This is a genomic window from Micromonospora sp. WMMA2032, assembly GCF_002688545.1.
Taxonomy (GTDB): Bacteria; Actinomycetota; Actinomycetes; order Mycobacteriales; family Micromonosporaceae; genus Micromonospora; species Micromonospora sediminicola.
Map to the genome: position 1 here is coordinate 3,065,414 of NZ_CP024052.1, position 20,395 is coordinate 3,085,808.

Sequence of the window (20,395 nt, forward strand, 5' to 3'; positions counted from 1 at the left end):
GCGGTCGAATCCCCTGGTCGCGGGGGATGCCGGAAGAGTACGTGTGTCAGGGATCCGACACCGAACACATCCGGTACTCACGGGTAATGAACAGATTACTCAACTTCACTGCGTGACGGTCTGCGCGCGGACGGAACACCATCGATATGCTGCACCGATGAGTAGGTGGGAGTTCGTCGGCCGAACGGATGAACTCAACCGTCTGTTGTCGGCGGTCGGTGGCCCGGAGGGGCGCGGACTGCTCTTCAGCGGCGACGCCGGCGTCGGCAAGAGCCGGTTGCTGCGGGAGGGGGTGGCCGCGCTCTCGCCCGAACGTCACGCCATCTGGTCCGTCGCGGCCAGCGCGACCACCGCCGCGCTGCCGTTCGGCGGGCTGGTCCAGGTGCTCCCGGCCGCGCAACCGCAGGGCCTCTCCCCCGCCGGGATCCTGCGCTGGGCCGTGGACGTGCTCCAGGAACAGGCCGCCGGCCGGCCCATCGTGCTGGCCATCGACGACGCGCACCTGCTCGACCCGCCCTCGGCGGCGCTGGTGCACCTGGTCGCCCGGTCCGAGAACGCCACCGTGATCGGGACGCTGCGCAACGGGGAGCAGATCCCGCTGCCGATCCGCGCCCTGTGGACCGACGACCTGGTCGACCTGGTCGAGCTGGCGCCGCTCGGCCCGAGCGAGACCACCGGGCTGCTCGCCGCGATCCTGGGCGGCCCGGTCGACGCCGGCTCCTCCGAGCGCCTGTTCCGGCTCTCCGCCGGCAATCCGCTGCTGCTGCGCGAGCTGGTGCTGGCCGCCGACGACGAGCTGAAGAGCACGTACGGGATCTGGAAGTGGACCGGCCGGCTGGAGCTGGCCCCCAGCCTCACCGACCTGATCGACACCCGGATCGGTCAGCTCACCCCCGGCGTCCGGGCCGTGGTCGAGCTGGTCGCGTTCGGCGAGCCGCTCGGCCTGCACCTGCTCGAGCAGGCGGTCGATCCGACCGACGTGGAGACGGCCGAGGAACGCGGGCTCATCACCATGGTCCGCGACGACCGGCGGCTCAACGTCCGCCTGGCCCACCCGCTCTACGGCGAGGTGATGCGCCGGCAGTGCCCGGTCAGCCGCACCCGGCGGCTCCAGGCCACCCTGGCCGGGTTGCTGGAGCGGGTCGGCAAGCGTCGCCGGGACGACCTGCTGCGGGTCGCGGTGTGGCGGCTCGACTCGGGCACGGCCCAGGACGTGGCGCTGCTCCTCGACGCGGCCGTGCAGGCCTTCGGCCGGTACGACGTGCCGCTGGCCACCCGGCTGGCCCGCGCCGCGCTGGAGGCCGGCGGCGGCACCGACGCGGCCGAACTGCTCGCCACCATCCTCATGTTCGGCGACCGGCCGGACGAGGCGATCGGGGTGCTCGACCAGGTCGCCGGCGAGATCCACGACGATCGCCGACGGAGCCGTTGGCTGACCGTCCGGGGCATGGTCAGCTACTGGGGCCTCAACCGGGAGTCCACGGTGGAGGAGATCGCCGCCCGCGGCGAGGAGCTGTCCGACCCGGCCGACCGGGCCCGGGTCCGCGCCTTCGAGGCCATCATGCGGCTGCACCGGCTCGACGTCGACGTCGCGGTGCGGCTGGCCCAGGAGGTGCTCGACCGTCCGGCCGCCCCGATGGCGGCCCGCGAGCTGGCCCGCTGCACGCTCGCCCACCTTCAGGCGGCCCAGGGGCAGTACCGCCGCAGCGCCACCGCGATCGCCCGGGTGCAGGCCGAGGCCGCGTGCTGGCGGTCCGACATGCCCTACCTCCAACTCGCCATGGAGCTGGCCCGGGGCACCCGGCTGGCGCTCTCCGGCGACCTGGCCGGCATCGACGCGATCGTCGCGGACGAGTTCGCCGACCTGGCCGGCGCCGGCGACTTCCGGCTCGGCACCGGCTACCTGGCCATCCTCCAGGCGTACGCGGCCCGCCTGCGCGGACGCGGCGACGACGCGCTCAAGACCAGCCTGGGCGCCTGCGCGGTGCTCGCCACCAGCCGGGTGTACGCCGGCCTGGCGCACGCCGAACGCGCCCAGGCGGCGGCGTTGCGGGGGGACGCGGCGCACGCGGCCGAGGCGATGGCCGAGGCGGACCGGACGCACGCGCCCGGGATGGCCGTCCTCTACCCGTGGCTGGAGCAGGCCCGGGGAGCGGCGCAGGCGGCGGTCGGCGACCTGCCGGCGGCCACCAAGCACCTCTGCGCGCTGGCCGACCGGCTGCGCGAGGACGGGCTGGCCGGGCACGAGCTGCTCGTCCTGCTCGACCTGGTCCGGTTCGACCAGGCCGCCGCGCCGGTCGGACCGACCTGCACCGACGGCGGCCGGCGCACCGTGGCGCAGCGCCTCGCGGAGCTCTCCGAGCAGGTGGACGGGGTGCTGCCGCCGCTGGTCGCCCGGTACGGCCGGGCGTCGCTCGACGGCTCCCCCGACGACCTGCTCGCGGTGGCCGACGGCTTCGCCGCCCGCGAGCTGGTCGTCTACGCCGCCGAGGCCACCGCGATGGCGCTGCACCGGATGCGGGACGGGCGCGCGGGGGCGACCGGGCCGGTCCGGGAGCGCCTCGCCGACCTGCTGCGCCGCTGCGACGAGATCTCCACCCCGGCGCTGCGCATGCTCCGTCCCACGCTCAGCGACCGGGAGTGGGAGGTCGCCCGCCTCGCCGCCGAGGGCGTGACCAGCCGTGCGATCGCCGAGCGGCTGTTCCTGTCCACCCGCACCGTGGAGAACCACCTCCAGCGGGTCTACAGCAAGCTCGGCGTCACCGGCCGCGGCGAGCTGCGGGCCGCGCTGCGGTCGATGCCGGGGCACGACGGCGCGGATCCGGCCTGAACTCTAGGCTGGGGCGGTGAGCACCCTTCGCCCCGCGCTGCTGACCGACCACTACGAGCTGACCATGGTCAGCGCGGCCCTGCAGGACGGCACCGCCGACCGACGCTGCGTCTTCGAGGTGTTCAGCCGGCGCCTGCCGGCCGGCCGCCGGTACGGGGTGGTCGCCGGCACCGGTCGCCTGATCGAGATGATCCGCGACTTCCGCTTCGACCCGGCGGAGATCGACTTCCTCCGTCGCACCGGCGTGGTCGACGACCGCGCCGCCCGGTGGCTGGCCGACTACCGCTTCACCGGCGACGTCGACGGCTACGCCGAGGGCGAGCTGTTCTTCCCCGGCTCCCCGATCCTCACCGTGTCCGGCACGTTCGCCGAGTGCGTGGTGCTGGAGACGCTGGTGCTGTCGGTGCTCAACCACGACTGCGCGGTCGCCGCCGCGGCGGCGCGGATGGTCACCGCCGCGCGGGGCCGGGCGCTGATCGAGATGGGCTCGCGCCGGGCGCACGAGGAGGCCGCGGTCGCCGCCGCGCGGGCGGCGTACCTGGCCGGGTTCCGGTTCACCTCCAACCTGGCCGCCGGGCAGCGCTACGGCATCCCCACCGCGGGCACCGCCGCGCACGCGTTCACGCTGCTGCACGACGACGAGCGGACCGCGTTCGCCTCCCAGGTCGCCACGCTGGGCAAGGACACCACGCTGCTGGTCGACACGTACGACATCGCCCAGGGCATCCGCAACGCCATCGCGGTCGCCGGCCCGGAGTTGCGCGCGGTCCGGATCGACTCGGGCGACCTCGCAGTGATCGCCCAGCAGTCCCGGGAGCTGCTCGACTCGCTCGGCGCCACCGAGACGAAGATCATCGTCTCGGGCGACCTGGACGAGTACGCGATCGCCTCGCTGGCCGCCGAGCCGGTGGACATGTACGGCGCCGGCACGGCAGTGGTGACCGGCTCCGGCGCGCCCACCGCCGGCCTCGTCTACAAGCTGGTCGAGGTGGAGGGGCGTCCGGTGGTCAAGCGCTCCGAGCACAAGGCCACCATCGGCGGTCGGAAGGTCGCGGTACGCCGGCACAAGCCGACCGGCACCGCCACCGAGGAGGTCGTCGTGCCGCAGGGCGTGCCCGACCGCCAGCCCAACGACCGGCTGCTCCAGCACTCGTTCGTGGTCTCCGGCGAACCGGTCACGCTCCCGACGCTGGACGAGTCCCGCGAGCACCTGCGACAGTGTCTGATCTCCATCCCGTGGGAGGGGCTCAAGCTCTCCGGCGGGGACCCGGCCGTTCCGGTGACGGTCGTACCCGCGAGCTGAGGAGGACCGGCCAGATGGCGAACGCCCTGATCATCGTGGACGTGCAGAACGACTTCTGCGAGGGCGGGTCCCTCGCGGTCGGCGGTGGGGCCGGGGTGGCCGCCGGGATCTCCCGGCTGCTCGCCGCCGAGCCGGACCGCTGGGACCACGTGGTCGCGACGAAGGACTACCACATCGACCCGGGGGCGCACTTCGGCGATCCGCCGGACTTCGTCGACTCCTGGCCCCGGCACTGCGTGGTCGGCACGTCCGGCTCCGAGTTCCACAGCGAGCTGGTCACCGACCGGGTGGAGGAGATCTTCCACAAGGGCGAGCACGCGGCCGCGTACTCCGGTTTCGAGGGGCACGCGCGCGACGGCGAGTGCCTGGCCGACTGGCTGCGCCGCCGCGACGTCGACCGGGTCGACGTGGTCGGCATCGCCACCGACCACTGCGTACGCGCGACCGCGCTGGACGCCGCCCGGGAGGGCTTCCGCACCACGGTGCTGCTGGACCTGACCGCGGCCGTCGCCCCGGAGACGCTGGACGTGGCGCTGCGCGCGCTCGACGGCGCCGGGGTCGCCATGGTGGGCGAGCCTGTGATCAGGGCCGCTTGACCAGGTAATCGCTTGCGGCTGTCGTACCCCCGGCCCAGGATGGCGCGGGAGGTACGGACCGTCGTGAACCTGAAGCCTTACCGGGAGGCCCTCGCCCTGCCCGGCCTGCGGTCGTTGCTGCTGGTGTCCGTGCTGGCCCGCATGCCGCTGACCGCGACCGGCGTGACGCTCACCTTCTACGTGGTGCTCGACCTGGGGCGGGGCTACGGCGCCGCCGGTCTGGTCGGCGCCGCGTCGACCATCGGCGCCGCGCTCGGCTCACCGCTGCTCGGCCGGCTGGTCGACCGGCGCGGGCTGCGGCCGGTGCTGCTGCTCACCACGGTCGCCGAGGGCCTGTTCTGGGCCGCCGCGCCGACCCTGTCGTACCCGGTGCTGCTGCCCGCCGCGTTCCTGGCCGGGCTGCTCGCGCTGCCGGTCTTCTCGGTGGTCCGCCAGTCGATCGCGGCGCTGGTGCCGGCGGAGCGACGCCGGCCGGCGTACGCGCTGGACTCGATGTCGGTGGAGCTGTCGTTCATGGTCGGCCCGGCCCTCGCCGTGGCCCTGGCCACCACCGTCACGCCCCGGCTCACCCTCTGGGCGGTGGGCGCCGGGATCGTCGCCGCCGGCATCTGCTTCTGGCTGCTCGACCCGCCGACCCGGGCCGCCGACGAGCCGGCCGGCCCGCAGCGCGCGGTGTCCCGCCGGGAGTGGCTCACCCCGCGCCTGCTCGCCGTGCTGGCGGTCAGCCTGGCCGCCACCCTGGTGCTGGGCGGCACCGACGTGGCCGTGGTGGCCGTGCTCCGCGCCGGCGGCGAGGTCGGCTGGACCGGCGCGGTGCTGGCCGCCTGGGCGGTCGCCTCGCTGGTGGGCGGCTTCGCCTACGGCGCGGTCCGCCGCTCCTTCCCCCCGCTGGCGCTGGTGGCGGCGCTCAGCCTCACCACCATTCCGGTCGGCCTGGGCGGGTCGCACTGGTGGCTGCTCAGTCTCGCGCTGATCCCCACCGGGGCGCTCTGCGCGCCCACCATCGCGGCCACCTCGGACGCGGTGAGCCGGCTCGCACCGCCCGGCGTCCGTGGCATGGCGATGGGCCTGCACGGCTCCGCCGTCACCGTCGGCATCGCGCTCGGCGCGCCGCTGGCCGGCGCGGTGATCGACGCGTCCGCGCCGGCCTGGGGCTTCGTGGTCACCGGGGTGATCGGGCTGCTGGTGGCGCTGGCCGTGCTCCCGGTCGAGCTGCGTCACCGGCGCCACTCGGCGCCCGCCGCCACCCCCGAGCCCGAGCTGGCCCCGGCCACCCCCTGACCGCCGTTCCCACCCGCGCGGGATGCCCTCCGATCCCGCCCTCGGAACTGCCGGACCGGTCCGACCAGCGGCCCCCGCCGGCACGCCCGACAGGGTCGCCCTCGTCCCAGGCGGCGGGGCCCGTCTGTCACCCCGCGGAGGTCGCGGTGGCTGCCCCGACCCAGCCCTTCGACCGACCCGGTCCAGGCACCCCCGCACGGCACACGCCGCGCAGCCCCGAGCGACCCGGCTCAGCGGTGTTGACCAAGGAGTTCGCGTCCGAAAAGGCACCGATCTCCGGCGCAAACTCCTTGGTCACCACAGGGCGGGGTAGATCGTGCACGGCCCCTGTCCGCCGATAGGGACAACTCCCCCAATCCACCCCTGCGTCGATCATGAAGTTGGCGGCGACAAAACGGACCAACCGCATTACCAACTTCATGATCGACCGGGGCGGGCGGACGGGAGAGGGGGGAAGGGCGGGGGTGGGAAAGGCGACGGGCGCCGCGCCCCGGGGTGGTGGGGTGCGGCGCCCGTCGTGGGCTCGCCAGGCGGTCTAGCGCTGGTCGAGGTTGCCCGCGGTGTCCTCCTGGTAGCTGGCGCCACCGTTGACCTCGCTGGTCAGCGGCTTGGCGCCACCCTCGGGCGGGCCGGCAAGGGACTGCCCGGCGGCCAGCTCGGGGAACTTCGCGTCGAAGGCCGGCCGCTCGGAGCGGATCCGCGGCATCCGGTCGAAGTTGCGCAGCGGCGGCGGGGAGCTGGTGGCCCACTCGAGCGAGTTGCCGTGACCCCACGGGTCGTCGACCTCGACCACCGGACCGGTCTTGTACGACTTCCAGCAGTTCCAGATGAACGGCAGGGTCGAGATACCGGTGATGAACGCGCCGATCGTGGAGATCATGTTCAGCGTGGTGAAGCCGTCGCTGGGCAGGTAGTCGGCGTAGCGCCGGGGCATGCCCTCGTTGCCCAGCCAGTGCTGCACCAGGAACGTGGTGTGGAAGCCGATCATGGTCAGCCAGAAGTGGATCTTGCCGAGCCGCTCGTCGAGCATCCGGCCGAACATCTTCGGGAACCAGAAGTAGATGCCGCCGAAGACGGCGAACACGATGGTGCCGAAGAGCACGTAGTGGAAGTGCGCCACCACGAAGTACGAGTCGTGCAGGTGGAAGTCGAGCGGCGGGCTGGCCAGCAGCACACCGGTCAGACCACCGAAGAGGAAGGTCACCAGGAAGCCGACCGCGAACAGCATCGGCGTCTCGAAGGTGATCTGGCCCCGCCACATGGTGCCGATCCAGTTGAAGAACTTCATGCCGGTGGGCACGGCGATCAGGTAGCTCAGGAAGCTGAAGAACGGCAGCAGCACCTGGCCGGTGGCGAACATGTGGTGCGCCCAGACGCTCATCGACAGAGCGGCGATGGCGATGGTCGCCGCCACCAGGCCCTTGTAACCGAAGATCGGCTTCCGGGAGAACACCGGGATGATCTCGGTGATGATGCCGAAGAACGGCAGCGCGATGATGTAGACCTCGGGGTGACCGAAGAACCAGAACAGGTGCTGCCAGAGCATCGGCCCGCCGGTCGCCGGGTCGTACACGTGGGCGCCGAGCAGGCGGTCCGCGGCGAGCGCGAAGAGCGCGGCGGCCAGCAGCGGGAAGACCAGGATGGCCAGCAGGCTGGTGACCAGCATGTTCCAGGTGAAGATCGGCATCCGGAACATGGTCATGCCGGGCGCGCGCAGGGTCAGGATCGTGGTGATCAGGTTGACCGCGCCGAGGATCGTGCCCAGACCGGAGATGGCCAGGCCGACCACCCACATGTTGGCGCCGACGCCCGGCGAGTGCTCGACCGTGCTCAGCGGCGTGTAGGCCGTCCAGCCGAAGTCGGCCGCGCCACCCGGGGCGATGAAGCCCGCGGTGGCCAGCGTGCCGCCGAACAGGTACAGCCAGTAGGCGAACGCGTTCAGCCGGGGGAACGACACGTCGGGCGCGCCGATCTGCAGCGGCACCACGTAGTTCGCGAAGGCGAACACGATCGGCGTCGCGAAGAACAGCAGCATGATCGTGCCGTGCATGGTGAAGAGCTGGTTGTACTGCTCGGGCGACAGGAACTGCAGCCCCGGTCGCGCCAGCTCGGCGCGCATGATCAGGGCCATCAGGCCACCGATCATGAAGAACGCGAACGCGGTGACCATGTACATGATCCCGATCTGCTTCGCGTCCGTGGTGCGCAGCAGCCGCGCGATGGCCGACCCCTTGACCGGCTCGCGGACCGGCCAGGGCCGGGTCACGACCGGCTTGGGTGCGACGGTGGTCACGAGTGGCCTCCGGTTCTGGGTTGTCCCGCTCGGCGCGCTGGTCATCGGCGCAGCCGTCATCCGCAAGGAGGATAGTCCCCGGTAGGTGGCCCCGCCGCGTGGGGTGGGCGGCTACGATCTTCGGCCCTCACAGCGGGCCGGTGAGGAGCCGGTAGTGCTCCCCGAAGATCCGCCCGCCGCGCCCGCGCAGCAGCGGGTCGCGCAGCGCCGGCGGCACGTCGCGGGTGCGGTTGCGGTCCCGGGTCCGGTCCCGCACCCAGCGGGTACGCGGCCGGCGACGACTCTCGTACGCGATCAGGGCGGCGTCGACGCTGCCGGCGGCGTGCAGCGACTCGGCGAGCACGACGGCGTCCTCCAGCGCCATGGCGGCCCCCTGGGAGAGCGTCGGCGCGGTCGCGTGAGCGGCGTCACCGACGAGCAGCACCCGGCCGTGGAACCAGCGCCCCAGCTCGACCTCCTCGGTGCGTTCGACGTGCACGGTCTCCAGCGCGGCCAGCACCTCGGGCACCGGACCGCCGTAGTCGCCGAACAGCTCGTGCAGCCGGGCGAGCGGGTCGGCCGGCAGGTCGGTGCCGGCCTCGTCGGCATAGCAGTAGAGCCGACCGGCGCCGAGCGGCACGACCAGGAAGCCGGCGCGTTGCCCGAGCAGGGCGGTCCAGTCGGCCACCCGGGGACCGCCGCGCACGACGGCGCGGTAGACCACCTGGCCGGCCGGGCGGGGCGGACCGCCGAGCGCGGCCAGCGTGCGCACCGCGGAGCGGGGCCCGTCGGCGCCCACGACCAGGTCGTACTCCCCGCAGGTGCCGTCGGTGAAGCCGACCGCGACACGGCCCGGCAGCGGCTCGACGGTGCTCACCTCGGCGCCGTGCCGGACCGCGCCGCCGGCGCCGGTGAGCAGCACCCGGTGCAGTTCGGCCCGGGGCAGCGCCCGGCACTCCCCCACCCCGGCCCAGAGCGCGTCGAGGTCGACCTCGCACAGCGGCGCCCCGGCGGCGTCGAGGAAGCGCTGCCGGTGGACCACCTGGCCGAGCGGGCGCAGCGGACCGTCCAGGTCGAGGCGGCGCATCGCCCGGGCCGCGTTGCCGGGCAGATAGAGGCCGGTGTCGGTGTGCTCGGTGGGCGGCAGCCGCTCGGTGACGTCGGGCCGGAACCCCGCCAGGCGCAGCGCCCGGGCCACGGCGAGGCCGGCGATGCCCGCGCCGACGACGAGGATGCGCAGGGGGGAACCACCCATCGTGGGGTACGCCTCCGGAGGGGATCGGAACGCGTTGGAGGCAAGACATTACTCGCCGCAACCAGGCGGCGAAAGTGCCCGTCGGCCCTGGCGCGGGCACCCGGTCGACGGCCCCCGCCATCCCACCAGCAGGAATCCCACGCCAACCGGAGGATCGGGGCCCACGACAGCTTAACCGGTCCAGTTGCGCAACGGTTTCAGACATGTAAATGTGTGACGTGAACGTGGGAGCGCTCCCGCTCGTACCACCCCACAGATCCGGCGCCCCTCGCGCCGAGCCAAGGAGCATCATGAAGCGTCCACTCAGGGCCATCGCCGCGGCCGGTCTGCTGGCCGCCAGCGCCGTCGTCGCCATCGCGCTCGGCGGCAACGCCTCCGCCGACACCCAGATCTGCGAGCAGTACGGCTCGACCACGATCGGCGGCAAGTACGTGGTGCAGAACAACCGCTGGGGCACCAGTGCGCAGCAGTGCATCAACGTCACCTCGACCGGCTTCTCGATCACCCGGGCGGACGGCTCCGCGCCGACCAACGGGGCGCCGGTCTCCTACCCGTCGGTCTTCGTGGGCTGCCACTACACCAACTGTTCGCCGGGCACGAACCTGCCGGTCCAGGTGAAGAACATCAGCAGCGCGCCGGCCAGCATCAGTTACAACTACGTCAGCGGCGCGATCTACGACGCCGCCTACGACATCTGGCTCGACCCGTCCCCCAAGCGGGACGGGGTCAACCAGATGGAGATCATGATCTGGCTCAACCGGCAGGGCCCGATCCAGCCCATCGGCTCACCGGTCGGCAACGCCAGCATCGCCGGCCGGACCTGGGAGGTCTGGCGGGGCAGCAACGGCTCCAACAACGTCATCTCGTACGTGGCGCCCTCGGCGGTCCCCAGCTTCAGCTTCGACGCGATGGCGTTCATCAACGACACCCGCAACCGCGGCGCGATCACCAACGACTGGTACCTGACCAGCATCCAGGCCGGCTTCGAGCCGTGGCAGGGCGGCGTCGGGCTGGCCGTCAACTCGTTCTCGCAGAGCGTCAACACCGGCAGCAACCCGCCGCCCACGACCACGCCGCCGACCGGCACGCCGACGACGAACCCGCCGTCCGGCACGGCCTGCACCGTGACGTACCGGGCGACGAACGTGTGGAACAACGGCTTCACCGCCGAGGTGACCATCAAGAACACCGGCTCCGGCACGATCAACGGCTGGACGCTGAACTACAACCTGCCCTCCGGGCAGAACGTGACCAGCGCGTGGAACGCCACCGTGAGCCAGAGCGGCTCGGCGGTGACCGCGCGCAACGTCAGCTACAACGGCACCCTCTCCCCGGGCGCCTCGACCAACTTCGGCTACCAGGCCACGCTGAACGGCAGCTTCTCCGCGCCGAGCAGCTTCTCCCTCAACGGCGCCACCTGCGCCCGGGGCTGACCACCGCAGCGCGAAGGGGCGCGGTCGCCACCGCGACCGCGCCCCTTTCCGCGTGCGCGGTCAGCCGCCGAGGGCGTCGATGTCGCGCATCTCCTCGGCGGTCAGCGAGAACCCGAACACGTCGGCGTTGACCCGGATCCGCTCCGGCGTGACCGACTTCGGGATGACCACGATCTCGTGGTCGATGTGCCAACGCAGCACCACCTGGGCCGGCGACACGTCGTGCGCCTGCGCGATCCGGACCAGCACCGGGTCGGACAGGTCACTGGTCTTGAACGGGCTGTAGCCCTCCAACGCCACCCCCCGGTCCCGGTGGGCGGCGTGCGTCTGCCGGTCGTACAGCGACGGGCTCCAGCGGATCTGGTTGACCGCGGGCGTCTCCTCGGTGGCCTGGATCAGCTCGTCCAGCTGCGCGACCGAGTAGTTGCTCACGCCGACGGCCCGGGCCAGGTTCTCGTCCCGGGCGGCCAGCATCTCCCGCCAGACCGGGATGCTGTCACCGGGCGCGGACGGCGGCCAGTGCACCAGCCACAGGTCGACGTACCCGGTGTCCAGGGCGGCCAGGCTGGCCTCGATCGTCTCCCGCTCCCGGCCCACCCGGTCCGGCGGCAGCTTGGTGGTGATGAACAGGTCCTCCCGGCGCAGTCCGCTCTCCTTGACCGCGCGCCCCACCTCCTTCTCGTTGCCGTACATCGTCGCGGTGTCGATGTGCCGGTAGCCGGCGTCCAGCGCGGCGAGCACGGCCTGGTAGCCGTCCTCGCCGGTGGCCTGCCAGGTGCCGAAGCCGAGCAGGGGGATCCGGACGTCGCCGGGGAGCGGAAGGGTGGGCTGGTCGAGGTCCATGTCGTCGGTTCTACCCCTGATCGTCGCCGCCATGCCGGCGCGACGGGCCGGTCTGACGGACAATGCGGGGGTGGCGGACCGGCTGGAGGAGTACCGGCGCAGGCGGGACGCGGCGCGCACCCCGGAGCCGGTGCCCGAGCGGACCCCGCGCCGCCGGCGGCCGGCCCGGTCCGCGCCCCGCTTCGTCATCCAGCAGCACCACGCCCGGAGCCTGCACTGGGACCTGCGGCTGGAGCACGACGGCGTGCTGGCCTCCTGGGCGGTGCCGCGCGGCCTGCCCCGCGAACCGGGCCGCAACCACCTCGCCGTGCACACCGAGGACCACCCGATGGAGTACCTGACCTTCTCCGGCGAGATCCCGGCCGGGGAGTACGGCGGCGGGCGGATGACCGTGCACGACACCGGCACCTACCGCGCGGAGAAGTGGCGCGACGACGAGGTGATCGTCGTGCTCGACGGCGAGCGCACCAAGGGGCGGTACGTCCTGTTCGCCACCGGGGGCCGGGGCCGGGACTGGATGGTCCGCCGCACCGACCCGGCGCCGGCGGGCTGGACGCCGATGCCCGAGCTGGTCCGCCCGATGCGCGCCGCCGAGGGGAAGCGGCTGCCGCGCGACGCCGACGCCTGGGGGTACGAGCTGCGCTGGCCGGGCGTGCGGGCGATGGCGTACGTCTCGGGCGGCCGGCTGCGACTGCTCGACGGCGACGACGCGGACGTGACCGCTGCGTACCCGTGGGCGCGGGCGATGGCCGAGGAGCTGGCCCCGACCGAGGTGGTGCTGGACGGCGTGCTGGCGCGGATCGACCCGGCCGGCCGGCTCCACCCGCCCACCCGGCGCGACGGCCAGTTCCTCGCCGTGGACCTGCTCTGGCTGGAGGGCGTGAGCAGCCTCGACGTGCCGTACGCGCAACGCCGTGACCTGCTCGACGGTCTGGCGCTCGCCGGCCCGCACTGGCAGACTCCGCCGTGGTTCCCGGGAGTCGGCGCGGACGCCCTACGGGCCGCCCGTGAGCAGGGGCTCCCGGGAGTGGTGGCGAAACGCCTCGACTCCCCGTACGAGCCGGGCCGGCGCAGCCGGCACTGGCTGAGCATCGACGCGAGCTGAGGACCACCGTGCACCTGACGCACCTGGAGTGCCCGCGCTGCGGCCTGGAGCATCCGGCCGACAAGCCGCAGAACCTGTGCGGGTGCGGCTCGCCGCTGCTGGCCCGCTACGACCTGGCCACGGTGGCCGCCACGGTGACCCCGGAGCAGTTCGGGCTGCGCCCGGCCGACCTGTGGCGCTACCGGGAGCTGCTGCCGGTGGCCGACCCGAGGTTCGTCACCACGCTGGGCGAGGGCTGGACGCCGATGTGGCGCGCGCCGGCGTACGGCCACGAGATCGGCATCGCGGACCTGATCGTCAAGGACGAGGGGCTGACCCCGACCGGGTCGTTCAAGGCGCGGGGCGCCGCCGTCGGCGTGAGTCGGGCCCGGGAACTGGGCGTCGAGCGGATCGCCATGCCGACAAACGGCAACGCCGGGGCGGCCTGGGCGACGTACGCGGCGCGAGCCGGGATGGGCGCGACGATCGCCATGCCGCTGGCCGCGCCGACCATCTGCCGCCAGGAGTGCCTCGCCGCCGGCGCGGACCTGCGGCTGGTCGACGGCCTGATCAACGACGCCGGTCGGGAGATCGCCGAGCTGGTCGCCGGGTCGGACGGGCGGATCTTCGACGCCGGCACGCTGCGCGAGCCGTACCGCCTGGAAGGCAAGAAGACGATGGGGTACGAGATCGTCGAGCAGCTCGGCTGGCAGGTGCCCGACGTCATCGTCTACCCGACCGGGGGCGGCGTCGGGTTGATCGGCATCCACAAGGCGCTGCACGAGCTGCGTGAGCTGGGGTGGGTGGAGGACCGGCTGCCCCGTCTGGTGGCCGTGCAGTCCAGCGGCTGCGCGCCGATCGTGCGCGCGTTCGCGGCCGGCGAGGCGCGGGCCACCCCGTGGGCGGACGCGCACACCGTGGCGTTCGGCATCACCGTGCCGGCCCCGCTCGGCGACGAGCTGATCCTGACCGCGCTGCGGGACAGCGCCGGCACCGCGATCGCGGTGGACGACGCGGAGATCCTCACCGACCTGCGCGACTTCGCCGCCCGCGAGGGACTGCTGCTGTGCCCGGAGGGCGCGGCCTGCCTGACCGCCGCCCGGCACCTGCGGGCCGGCGGCTGGATCCGCCCCGACGAGCGCGTGGTGGTGCTGAACACCGGCGCCGGCATCAAGTACCCGGACCTGGTGTAAGGAGGGGCCCCTTCTTAACGTCTCCGGTAGAGGCGGGGCCCCCGCTTAACACCTGCCCACGGGGCGTCAGGACGTCGGTGGCTCGTCCTCGCCGGCCTCCTCGGCCGCGTCCGCCTCTTCCTTGGTCTTGTGCACCGCGCCGTCGGCGTGCTCCGGCGGGCCGTAGACGGTGTAGAGCACCAGCGGGTTCGGCCCGGTGTTGACGAAGTTGTGCTTCGTGCCGGCGGGCACGACCACCAGGTCGCCGGAGACGACCTCCTTCTTCTCGCCCGCCACCCGCGCCTCGCCGGTGCCGCTGACGAACGTCAGGATCTGGTCGATGCCCTCGTGGACCTCCTCGCCGATCTCACCGCCCGGCGGGATGGTCATGATGACCAGCTGGGTGTGCTCCCCGGTCCAGAGCACGCGGCGGAAGTCGGGACTCTTCTCGGCGACGGTCGCGATCGTGAAATGCTCCATGGCCCGCTCATACCCCGTTCGCGCGCCGACCACGCCGGGACTCGCAGATGGTGGAATTCCCCACCCCGGTCAGGTTTGGATCCTCTCCGGACGGGCATCTGCTGCCGACAAGACCGGTGCGGGCTGGGCCGGTCGAGCCAGGTCCCCGCTGACGTACCGCCGTACGGCTGCGGCGGTGGGAGACGGCCAGAGCGCGGCGACGTTACGACCCCGGTCGTGCGGCGCCGTGCGCTCGTCTGTGGGCCCGCACGCACCCGAGCAGCACCAGCGCCGCCGCCGCGTATCCGAACAGGTCGGCCCAGATGCCACCGCCGACCCGGGCCTGGTATTCCAGTGGGCTGTAGAAGGTCGACCCGCCGGCCGCCGGGGCCGGCAGCGCCGGCAGCGCCGCCGTCACGCCGAGCGCGGCCACCGCGGCCAGACCCAGGCCCGCCGCCACGACGACCACCGCCGACCGGTGCAGCGCGACCACCGCCAACCCCACCAGCACCAGGTACGGCGGCAGCACGACGTCCAGTCCCGGGGTCGTCAGGTACGGCGGCGTCACGGCGTCCCGGACCACGACGAGCGCGAGGGCCGACCCGAGCAGCGCCACTGTCGCCAGCGTGCGGCGCCGGTCGGGTCCGGCCGCCGGCAACGCGGCGACGGCCACCGTGAGCGCCACGCCGACCAGCGCCCAGAGCAGCCAGGTGCGGGGCGCGACGGGCTCGGGGCGCAGCGCCGTCCACCCGAAGCTCGGTCGCTCCCCCACCGGCAGGCTCAGCGCGGCCAGCGCGAACCCGGCGACCGCGAGCCCGCAGCGGGTCCAGGGCGACAGCCCCGGAGCGGTCAGGGCGCCGCCGGCCGCCGCGCACCAGGCGAGGGGTTGGGCGGCGGGCAGCAGCGGCTCGGCCGACCAGTTCCCGGCCAGATGCGCGAGCGCCAGCAGGACGGCGGTCGCGGCGAGCAGGCGGTACGGACGCACCGCGCGATGCTGCCACACCCGGGCGGCCCGCCGTCGCCCCGTTCAGGCGAGCACGGCCAGGTGGAACGGACGGTCCGCGTGCCCGCTGGCGGCGTGCGTCTCGACGAAGACCGCGTTGGCGATGCCGGTACGGGGCGCCACGGTGATGACGCCCTGCGGGGCGAGCCCGCCGCCGGTGGCCGGGCCGACGGTTCCGACGTACGCGGCCCCGGCCACGTCCTGGTCGAAGGCGACCTGGTACATCCCGGCGGCGAGTCGGGTGGCCGAGGTGGCGCCGAGACCGCGGACCAGGGTGCCGTTCGCGTCGACCACCGCGAACAGCACCCGGGCGGTGGCCGGCAACCCGGCCGGCGAGCACGAGTTGATCTCGGTGTCGACGCGCGCGACCTCCTGCACGCTCGGGGTGGGCTGGCCGGTCGTTCCCCTCCTCGATCTGGGGCTGGGCATGGTGTTCCTCTCTCCCACCGGTACGCCGGTGGGAGGCGTTCGTGGTGCTTGCGGACGATCAGCGGCGATCGTCCTCTTCCTCCGAAGCTATGTCGGTCCGTCGCCCGTCAACCAGTGACAGGGCTGTCCGATCACTGACAGTCGACGCCCCTGAGCTGGGAAAACGTCAGTCGTCGAGGTCCCGGACCGGAACCCCGTCGCGGCAGCGCAGTCGAAGTTCGTACTCGTCGGAGGCGCCGACGAAGCGGATCTCGACGTGGTCGTCCGGACCTCGGTCGTCGTCCTTCGTCCGGTAGCCCGGCGCCGGCGACCACGTCACCACGCGCACCCCGGCCGGCCCGCACTCGGCCTCCACGCTGCCGCCGGCGGTCACGAAGCCGCGCCGGGACCCGCCCGGGGTGGACGGCCCGCCCGTCGTCGGCACCGGGGTCGCGCCCTCCGACCTCGTGGGAGCCGCCCCGGGCTCGGCGAGCGCGCGGGCGACGTCCTGCTCGGTGCGTACCCCGCCGGCCGTGCCGGTGATGCCCGCGCCAACGAGGTCGACGGCGGCCAGCCCGACGAGCGTGGCGGCGGCGGTGGTGGCCAACCAGCCGGCGACGGCGAGCCACGAGCGGCGATCCATGCCCCGAGTGTGCCCCGCGACCGGGTTGGGCGGGTCGTGGGGCGACGCTAAGGTCCGGTTAAGGGGCGCGGTCCCCGGCCCGTCCGGGGGCTAACCTGCCTTCGTGGCGCGCCTGCTGCTCGTCGAGGACGACCTGACCATCCGCACCCCGCTGCTGCGCGCCCTGCGCGAGTTCGGGCACGCGGTCGCGGCCGCGTCGACCGCCCTGGACGGGCTGCGCGACGCCCTGGACGACCGGCCCGACCTGGTCGTGCTCGACCTGGGACTGCCCGATCTGGACGGTGCCGAGATGCTGCGCATGCTGCGGGCGGTCAGCGCGGTGCCGGTCGTGGTGGCGACCGCCCGCGACGACGAGGCCGGCATCGTCCGCCTGCTCGACGCGGGCGCGGACGACTACCTGGTGAAGCCGTTCACCGCCGCGCAGCTCGACGCGCGGATACGCGCGGTGCTGCGGCGTTCGGCCGCCGGGGACGCGGCGGAGGCGGCGCTGGTGGTCGGCGGGCTGCGGATCGACCCGCGTGGTCGTCGGGTCTCGCTGGACGGCGCGCCGGTCGAGCTGACGCCGCGCGAGTTCGACCTGCTGCACCACCTCGCCGGCCGGCCGGGACAGGTGGTCACCAAGCGGGAGCTGCTGACCGAGGTCTGGCGGATCCCGTACGGCGGGGCGGACAAGACGGTCGACGTGCATCTGTCCTGGCTGCGCCGCAAGCTGGGCGAGAGCGCCCAGCGGCCGCGCTACCTGCACACCGTACGCGGGGTCGGGGTGCGGCTCGACGTGCCGGGATCCGACCGGTGAGGGGCCGCCTGACGCTGCTGGTCGCGGCGGTCGGCGTGCTCGTCATGATCGCGTTCCTGGTGCCGCTGGCCGTTCTGGTGCGCACCGTCGCCGCGGACCGGGCGACCACCCGCGCGGTCGCGGACGTCCAGCGCCTGGTCCCGCTGGTCGGCACGGCCGATCCGGCGACGATCCGGTCCACGGTGGACCAGTTGGGCGCCGACACCGGCCGCGACGTGAGCGTCTTCCTGGCCGACGGCACCGTGCTCGGCGCGCCGGCCGCCCGCACCCCGACGGTCGAACTGGCCGCCCGGGGCGAGAGCCTGACCGTCGAGTCCGCCGCCGGGCGGGAGGTGGTCGTCGCGGTCCAGGGCCGTCCGGAAGGGACCGGGGTGATCCGCACCGTGGTGCCCCGGGGCGAGCTGACCGCCGGGGTCACCCGCGCCTGGCTGGTGCTGGCGCTGCTCGGCGCGCTCCTGGTGCTGGTCGGCCTCGTCGTCGCGGACCGGCTGGCCGGCACCCTGGTGCGGCCGATCTCTGCGCTGTCGGCCGTCTCCCACCGGCTCGCCAACGCCGAACTCGACGCCCGCGTGGAGCCGGCCGGCCCGCCCGAGCTGCGGGAGGTCGCGGGCGCGCTGAACCACCTCGCCGGACGGATCCAGGTCCTGCTGCGCGAGGAACGCGAGCAGGTGGCCGACCTGTCGCACCGGCTGCGTACCCCGCTGACCGCCCTGCGGCTGGAGGCCGAGACGCTGCGGGATCCGGACGACGCGGCCCGGCTGACCGCCGCCGTGGACGGCCTGGAGCGGGCCGTGACCGGGGTGATCCGGCAGGCCCGATGGCGCAGCACGGCGTCCGCCGGCGGCAGCTGTGACGCGGCGGTCGTGGTCGGCGAGCGGGTGACGTTCTGGTCGGTGCTCGCGGAGGACACCGGGCGGGCGCTGACGGTCGACCTCGCGCCCGGCCCGGTGCCGGTCCGGATCGGCGGGGACGAGCTGGCCGCCGCGGTGGACGCGTTGCTGGGTAACGTCTTCGCCCACACCCCGGACGGCACCCCGTTCGAGGTACGGCTCGCGGCGCGGGCGGACGAGGTGACGCTCACCGTGACCGACGCCGGCCCGGGCCTGCCCCCGGGCTCGCTGCGCAGGGGCGCCAGCGGGGCCGGGTCGACCGGTCTCGGGCTGGACATCGCCGAGCGGGCCGCCCGGGCCGGCGGCGGCCGCCTGGAGCTGTCGGCCGGTCCCGACGGGGGCGCCCGGCTGGCGCTCACGCTCGGCGTCGTGGCGCCGCGCTGACACCGCCTACTCCGGCTCCCACTCGTCGAGCAGGTCGAACAGACCACGGTCGCCCTCGAGGTCGAGCGAGTCCATCGGAATCCGGCCGTAGAAGGCCAGGACCAGTTCGCCGGCCGTACCCCGGGCGGAGGCGTCGGCCGCGCCCGCGTCGGTGGGTCCGGGCAGGCGGTCGGCGCGTACGCCGTCCGCGGAGAGCCGCTGGCGCCAGGAGCGGCCCTCGGTGGCGTGGTAGTCGACCGCGGCGGGCCCGTGCGGCCAGCCGGCCGTCGTCGTGCAGCAGGTGGACAGGAACTCCTCGACGCCGTCGAGCGCCACGTCGTCCGGCAGCGGCCGGGGCGCGCCCACGGTGAGTTGGGCGTCGTAGGTGTGCACGGCGATCTCCTGGAGCTGGTGCCGGGCGACGGCGCCACAGGTCTGTGGTGACTGCGACGTGCCCCACCACGTCCAGCAGCCCCGGTCCGGGCCGGCGTCCCGCAACGCGTCCACCAGGTGCCGCGTCGAGTCGGCCAGCCAGGCCAGGAGGGCCTCGCGCTCCCGGGGCGCGGCCGGCCCCTCCGGGGTGATCCGGCCCGGGGCGTCCGGTCCCGCGGCGACGGTCGCGGCCCAGGAGCGACGCCCCTCCCCCAGGTGCCGCGCCAGGTCGAACAGCGTCCACTCCGGACATGTCGGGACCGGCAGGTCGAGGTCGGGCGCGGCGGCCACCGCGGCGCGGAAGGCCGCCGACCGTTCGTCGATCAGCCGCAGCAGCGCGGGGAACTCCAGGGTCTCGTGCACCCGCCCATTCATCCCCCCGACCGGTCACCGGGCAACCGCTTTTCCCCCGCCGGCCCGGTCTCACCGCCTTAACCCGGCCTTGTCCCTCGGCTAGCGCGACGGCGACCGTCCGGGGCGCAGTCTCGACGCCAGGAATCGAGGAGAGGTGGCGACATGCGACGAACTTCCCTGGTGTTGGCGGCGGCCGGTGGTGTGGCGGTGCTGGCGGTGGCCGGCGCGGCGCTCGGTGTGACCGCCGCCGAGCGGTCGGGCGGGCCGACCGCGCCGGCGGCCGTGACGGTCGAGGACAACCCGGCCCGGCAGGGGGCCGACGACACGACCGGGACTGGCGCGCCCGGCGAGGACAACCCGGAGCGGCAGGGGGTGGACGACGACGGCACCACCGGCCCGGGCGCCGTGGGCGAGGACGACCCGGCCCGACGGAGCGCCGGGGGCGGCGAGGACGACCCGGCCCGACGCGGGGTGGACGACGACGCGACCGGTGCGGCGACCGGCGGCACGGTGAGCCGGCAGCGCGCGGCCGAGGTGGCCCTGGCCCGGACCGGGGGCGGCCGGGTCACCGAGGTCGAGGCGGAGACCGAGCACGGCCGTCCGGCGTGGAGCGTCAAGGTGGACCGGGACGGCTGGCGGCACGAGGTGAAGGTCGACCGGGGCACCGGCTCCGTGCTGGAGGTCGAGCGGGAGCGGGCCGGCGCCGACGACCGGGGCCGGGACGACAGCCGGGACCGGGACGACGACGGGAGCCGGGGCCGGGACGACGACGGGAGCCGGGGCCGGGACGACGACGGGGGCCGGGACGACAGCCGCGGCACGCACGACCGGCACGACGACCACGGCGACGACGACTGACCGGCGACCGGGTGTCGGGGCCGGAACGCGGCGGGGTCCGCGTCCGGCCCCGACGACGTTCGCGCGGCGGCGGCCGCCGACCGGCACCGGGGCCAGATTCTGGTGACGGAGAGCGATCGC

18 protein-coding genes are annotated in these 20,395 nt (G+C 74.1%); 10 read left to right on the top strand and 8 right to left on the bottom strand.

The genetic code is table 11. The features are described from left to right. Positions 1-157: 157 nt before the first annotated feature. From CO540_RS13750 to CO540_RS13765, 4 genes are read left to right on the top strand one after another with little or no spacing between them, the layout of a single operon-like run. Complete coding sequence (locus CO540_RS13750; protein ID WP_099162351.1) at positions 158-2,830, top strand: LuxR C-terminal-related transcriptional regulator; 2,673 nt, start codon at positions 158-160, stop codon at positions 2,828-2,830. A gap of 16 nt (positions 2,831-2,846) precedes the next feature. After that, positions 2,847-4,133: a nicotinate phosphoribosyltransferase gene (locus CO540_RS13755; RefSeq protein WP_091581035.1), complete on the top strand. Its 1,287-nt coding sequence runs from the start codon at positions 2,847-2,849 to the stop codon at positions 4,131-4,133. Positions 4,134-4,147: 14 nt separating this feature from the next. Continuing rightward, positions 4,148-4,729 (top strand): isochorismatase family protein, encoded by a 582-nt coding sequence (locus tag CO540_RS13760; RefSeq protein ID WP_099162352.1) that lies wholly within the window; start codon positions 4,148-4,150, stop codon positions 4,727-4,729. Between the two features lie 39 nt (positions 4,730-4,768). Then, positions 4,769-6,010: an MFS transporter gene (locus CO540_RS13765; RefSeq protein ID WP_099162353.1), complete on the top strand. Its 1,242-nt coding sequence runs from the start codon at positions 4,769-4,771 to the stop codon at positions 6,008-6,010. 535 nt (positions 6,011-6,545) lie between these two features. Here CO540_RS13765 and ctaD read toward each other — a convergent pair. Both ctaD and CO540_RS13775 read right to left on the bottom strand, forming a co-directional pair. Next, positions 6,546-8,303, bottom strand: a complete 1,758-nt coding sequence (gene ctaD, locus CO540_RS13770) for a cytochrome c oxidase subunit I (RefSeq protein ID WP_091581043.1) — start codon at positions 8,301-8,303, stop codon at positions 6,546-6,548. A 127-nt stretch (positions 8,304-8,430) separates the two neighbouring features. Then, positions 8,431-9,537, bottom strand: coding sequence for an FAD-dependent monooxygenase (locus tag CO540_RS13775; RefSeq protein WP_099162354.1), 1,107 nt, complete (start codon positions 9,535-9,537; stop codon positions 8,431-8,433). 290 nt (positions 9,538-9,827) lie between these two features. Here CO540_RS13775 and CO540_RS13780 point away from each other — a divergent pair, with 290 nt between their 5' ends. Beyond that, positions 9,828-10,970 carry a cellulose binding domain-containing protein gene (locus tag CO540_RS13780; RefSeq protein ID WP_099162355.1) on the top strand — a complete coding sequence of 381 codons (1,143 nt, stop codon included), beginning with the start codon at positions 9,828-9,830 and terminating at the stop codon, positions 10,968-10,970. Between the two features lie 60 nt (positions 10,971-11,030). Here CO540_RS13780 and CO540_RS13785 read toward each other — a convergent pair whose 3' ends face one another. After that, complete coding sequence (locus tag CO540_RS13785; protein WP_099162356.1) at positions 11,031-11,813, bottom strand: aldo/keto reductase; 783 nt, start codon at positions 11,811-11,813, stop codon at positions 11,031-11,033. A gap of 70 nt (positions 11,814-11,883) precedes the next feature. Here CO540_RS13785 and CO540_RS13790 point away from each other — a divergent pair, with 70 nt between their 5' ends. Next, complete coding sequence (locus CO540_RS13790) at positions 11,884-12,918, top strand: DNA polymerase ligase N-terminal domain-containing protein (protein ID WP_099162357.1); 1,035 nt, start codon at positions 11,884-11,886, stop codon at positions 12,916-12,918. 8 nt (positions 12,919-12,926) lie between these two features. Further along, positions 12,927-14,090, top strand: coding sequence for a threonine synthase (locus CO540_RS13795; RefSeq protein ID WP_099162358.1), 1,164 nt, complete (start codon positions 12,927-12,929; stop codon positions 14,088-14,090). 66 nt (positions 14,091-14,156) lie between these two features. On the opposite strand, the gene CO540_RS13800 is transcribed toward CO540_RS13795, so the two are convergent. The 4 genes from CO540_RS13800 to CO540_RS13815 form a co-directional block, all read right to left on the bottom strand. Next, positions 14,157-14,549 carry a cupin domain-containing protein gene (locus CO540_RS13800; protein WP_013284343.1) on the bottom strand — a complete coding sequence of 131 codons (393 nt, stop codon included), beginning with the start codon at positions 14,547-14,549 and terminating at the stop codon, positions 14,157-14,159. A gap of 202 nt (positions 14,550-14,751) precedes the next feature. Continuing rightward, a complete protein-coding gene (locus CO540_RS13805; RefSeq protein ID WP_157779127.1) occupies positions 14,752-15,513 on the bottom strand; it encodes a hypothetical protein in 762 nt (253 codons plus the stop codon). A 42-nt stretch (positions 15,514-15,555) separates the two neighbouring features. Next, positions 15,556-15,960, bottom strand: coding sequence for a hypothetical protein (locus tag CO540_RS13810; RefSeq protein ID WP_099162360.1), 405 nt, complete (start codon positions 15,958-15,960; stop codon positions 15,556-15,558). Positions 15,961-16,126: 166 nt separating this feature from the next. Beyond that, positions 16,127-16,582 (bottom strand): septum formation initiator, encoded by a 456-nt coding sequence (locus tag CO540_RS13815; protein WP_099162361.1) that lies wholly within the window; start codon positions 16,580-16,582, stop codon positions 16,127-16,129. Between the two features lie 103 nt (positions 16,583-16,685). Here CO540_RS13815 and CO540_RS13820 point away from each other — a divergent pair, with 103 nt between their 5' ends. Further along, positions 16,686-17,378: a response regulator transcription factor gene (locus CO540_RS13820; RefSeq protein ID WP_099162362.1), complete on the top strand. Its 693-nt coding sequence runs from the start codon at positions 16,686-16,688 to the stop codon at positions 17,376-17,378. After that, entirely contained in the window at positions 17,375-18,652 is a 1,278-nt protein-coding gene (locus tag CO540_RS13825; protein WP_099162363.1) for a HAMP domain-containing sensor histidine kinase, read from the top strand. Before CO540_RS13820 ends, CO540_RS13825 begins: the two co-directional genes overlap by 4 nt. Positions 18,653-18,658: 6 nt before the next feature. On the opposite strand, the gene CO540_RS13830 is transcribed toward CO540_RS13825, so the two are convergent. After that, entirely contained in the window at positions 18,659-19,426 is a 768-nt protein-coding gene (locus CO540_RS13830; protein WP_099162364.1) for a maleylpyruvate isomerase family mycothiol-dependent enzyme, read from the bottom strand. A gap of 153 nt (positions 19,427-19,579) precedes the next feature. Between CO540_RS13830 and CO540_RS13835 the strand changes: the two genes are divergently transcribed. Next, complete coding sequence (locus CO540_RS13835) at positions 19,580-20,275, top strand: PepSY domain-containing protein (protein ID WP_099162365.1); 696 nt, start codon at positions 19,580-19,582, stop codon at positions 20,273-20,275. Positions 20,276-20,395 lie beyond the last annotated feature (120 nt).

Bases quoted from the DNA above. Each gene is read 5' to 3' on its own strand.
- CO540_RS13835 (WP_099162365.1), top strand. From the start codon at position 19,580: ATGCGACGAACTTCCCTGGTGTTGGCGGCGGCCGGTGGTGTGGCGGTG.
- CO540_RS13775 (WP_099162354.1), bottom strand. From the start codon at position 9,537: ATGGGTGGTTCCCCCCTGCGCATCCTCGTCGTCGGCGCGGGCATCGCC.
- CO540_RS13815 (WP_099162361.1), bottom strand. From the start codon at position 16,582: ATGGATCGCCGCTCGTGGCTCGCCGTCGCCGGCTGGTTGGCCACCACC.
- CO540_RS13800 (WP_013284343.1), bottom strand. From the start codon at position 14,549: ATGGAGCATTTCACGATCGCGACCGTCGCCGAGAAGAGTCCCGACTTC.
- CO540_RS13810 (WP_099162360.1), bottom strand. From the start codon at position 15,960: ATGCCCAGCCCCAGATCGAGGAGGGGAACGACCGGCCAGCCCACCCCG.
- CO540_RS13765 (WP_099162353.1), top strand. From the start codon at position 4,769: ATGGCGCGGGAGGTACGGACCGTCGTGAACCTGAAGCCTTACCGGGAG.
- CO540_RS13780 (WP_099162355.1), top strand. From the start codon at position 9,828: ATGAAGCGTCCACTCAGGGCCATCGCCGCGGCCGGTCTGCTGGCCGCC.
- CO540_RS13760 (WP_099162352.1), top strand. From the start codon at position 4,148: ATGGCGAACGCCCTGATCATCGTGGACGTGCAGAACGACTTCTGCGAG.
- CO540_RS13785 (WP_099162356.1), bottom strand. From the start codon at position 11,813: ATGGACCTCGACCAGCCCACCCTTCCGCTCCCCGGCGACGTCCGGATC.
- CO540_RS13750 (WP_099162351.1), top strand. From the start codon at position 158: ATGAGTAGGTGGGAGTTCGTCGGCCGAACGGATGAACTCAACCGTCTG.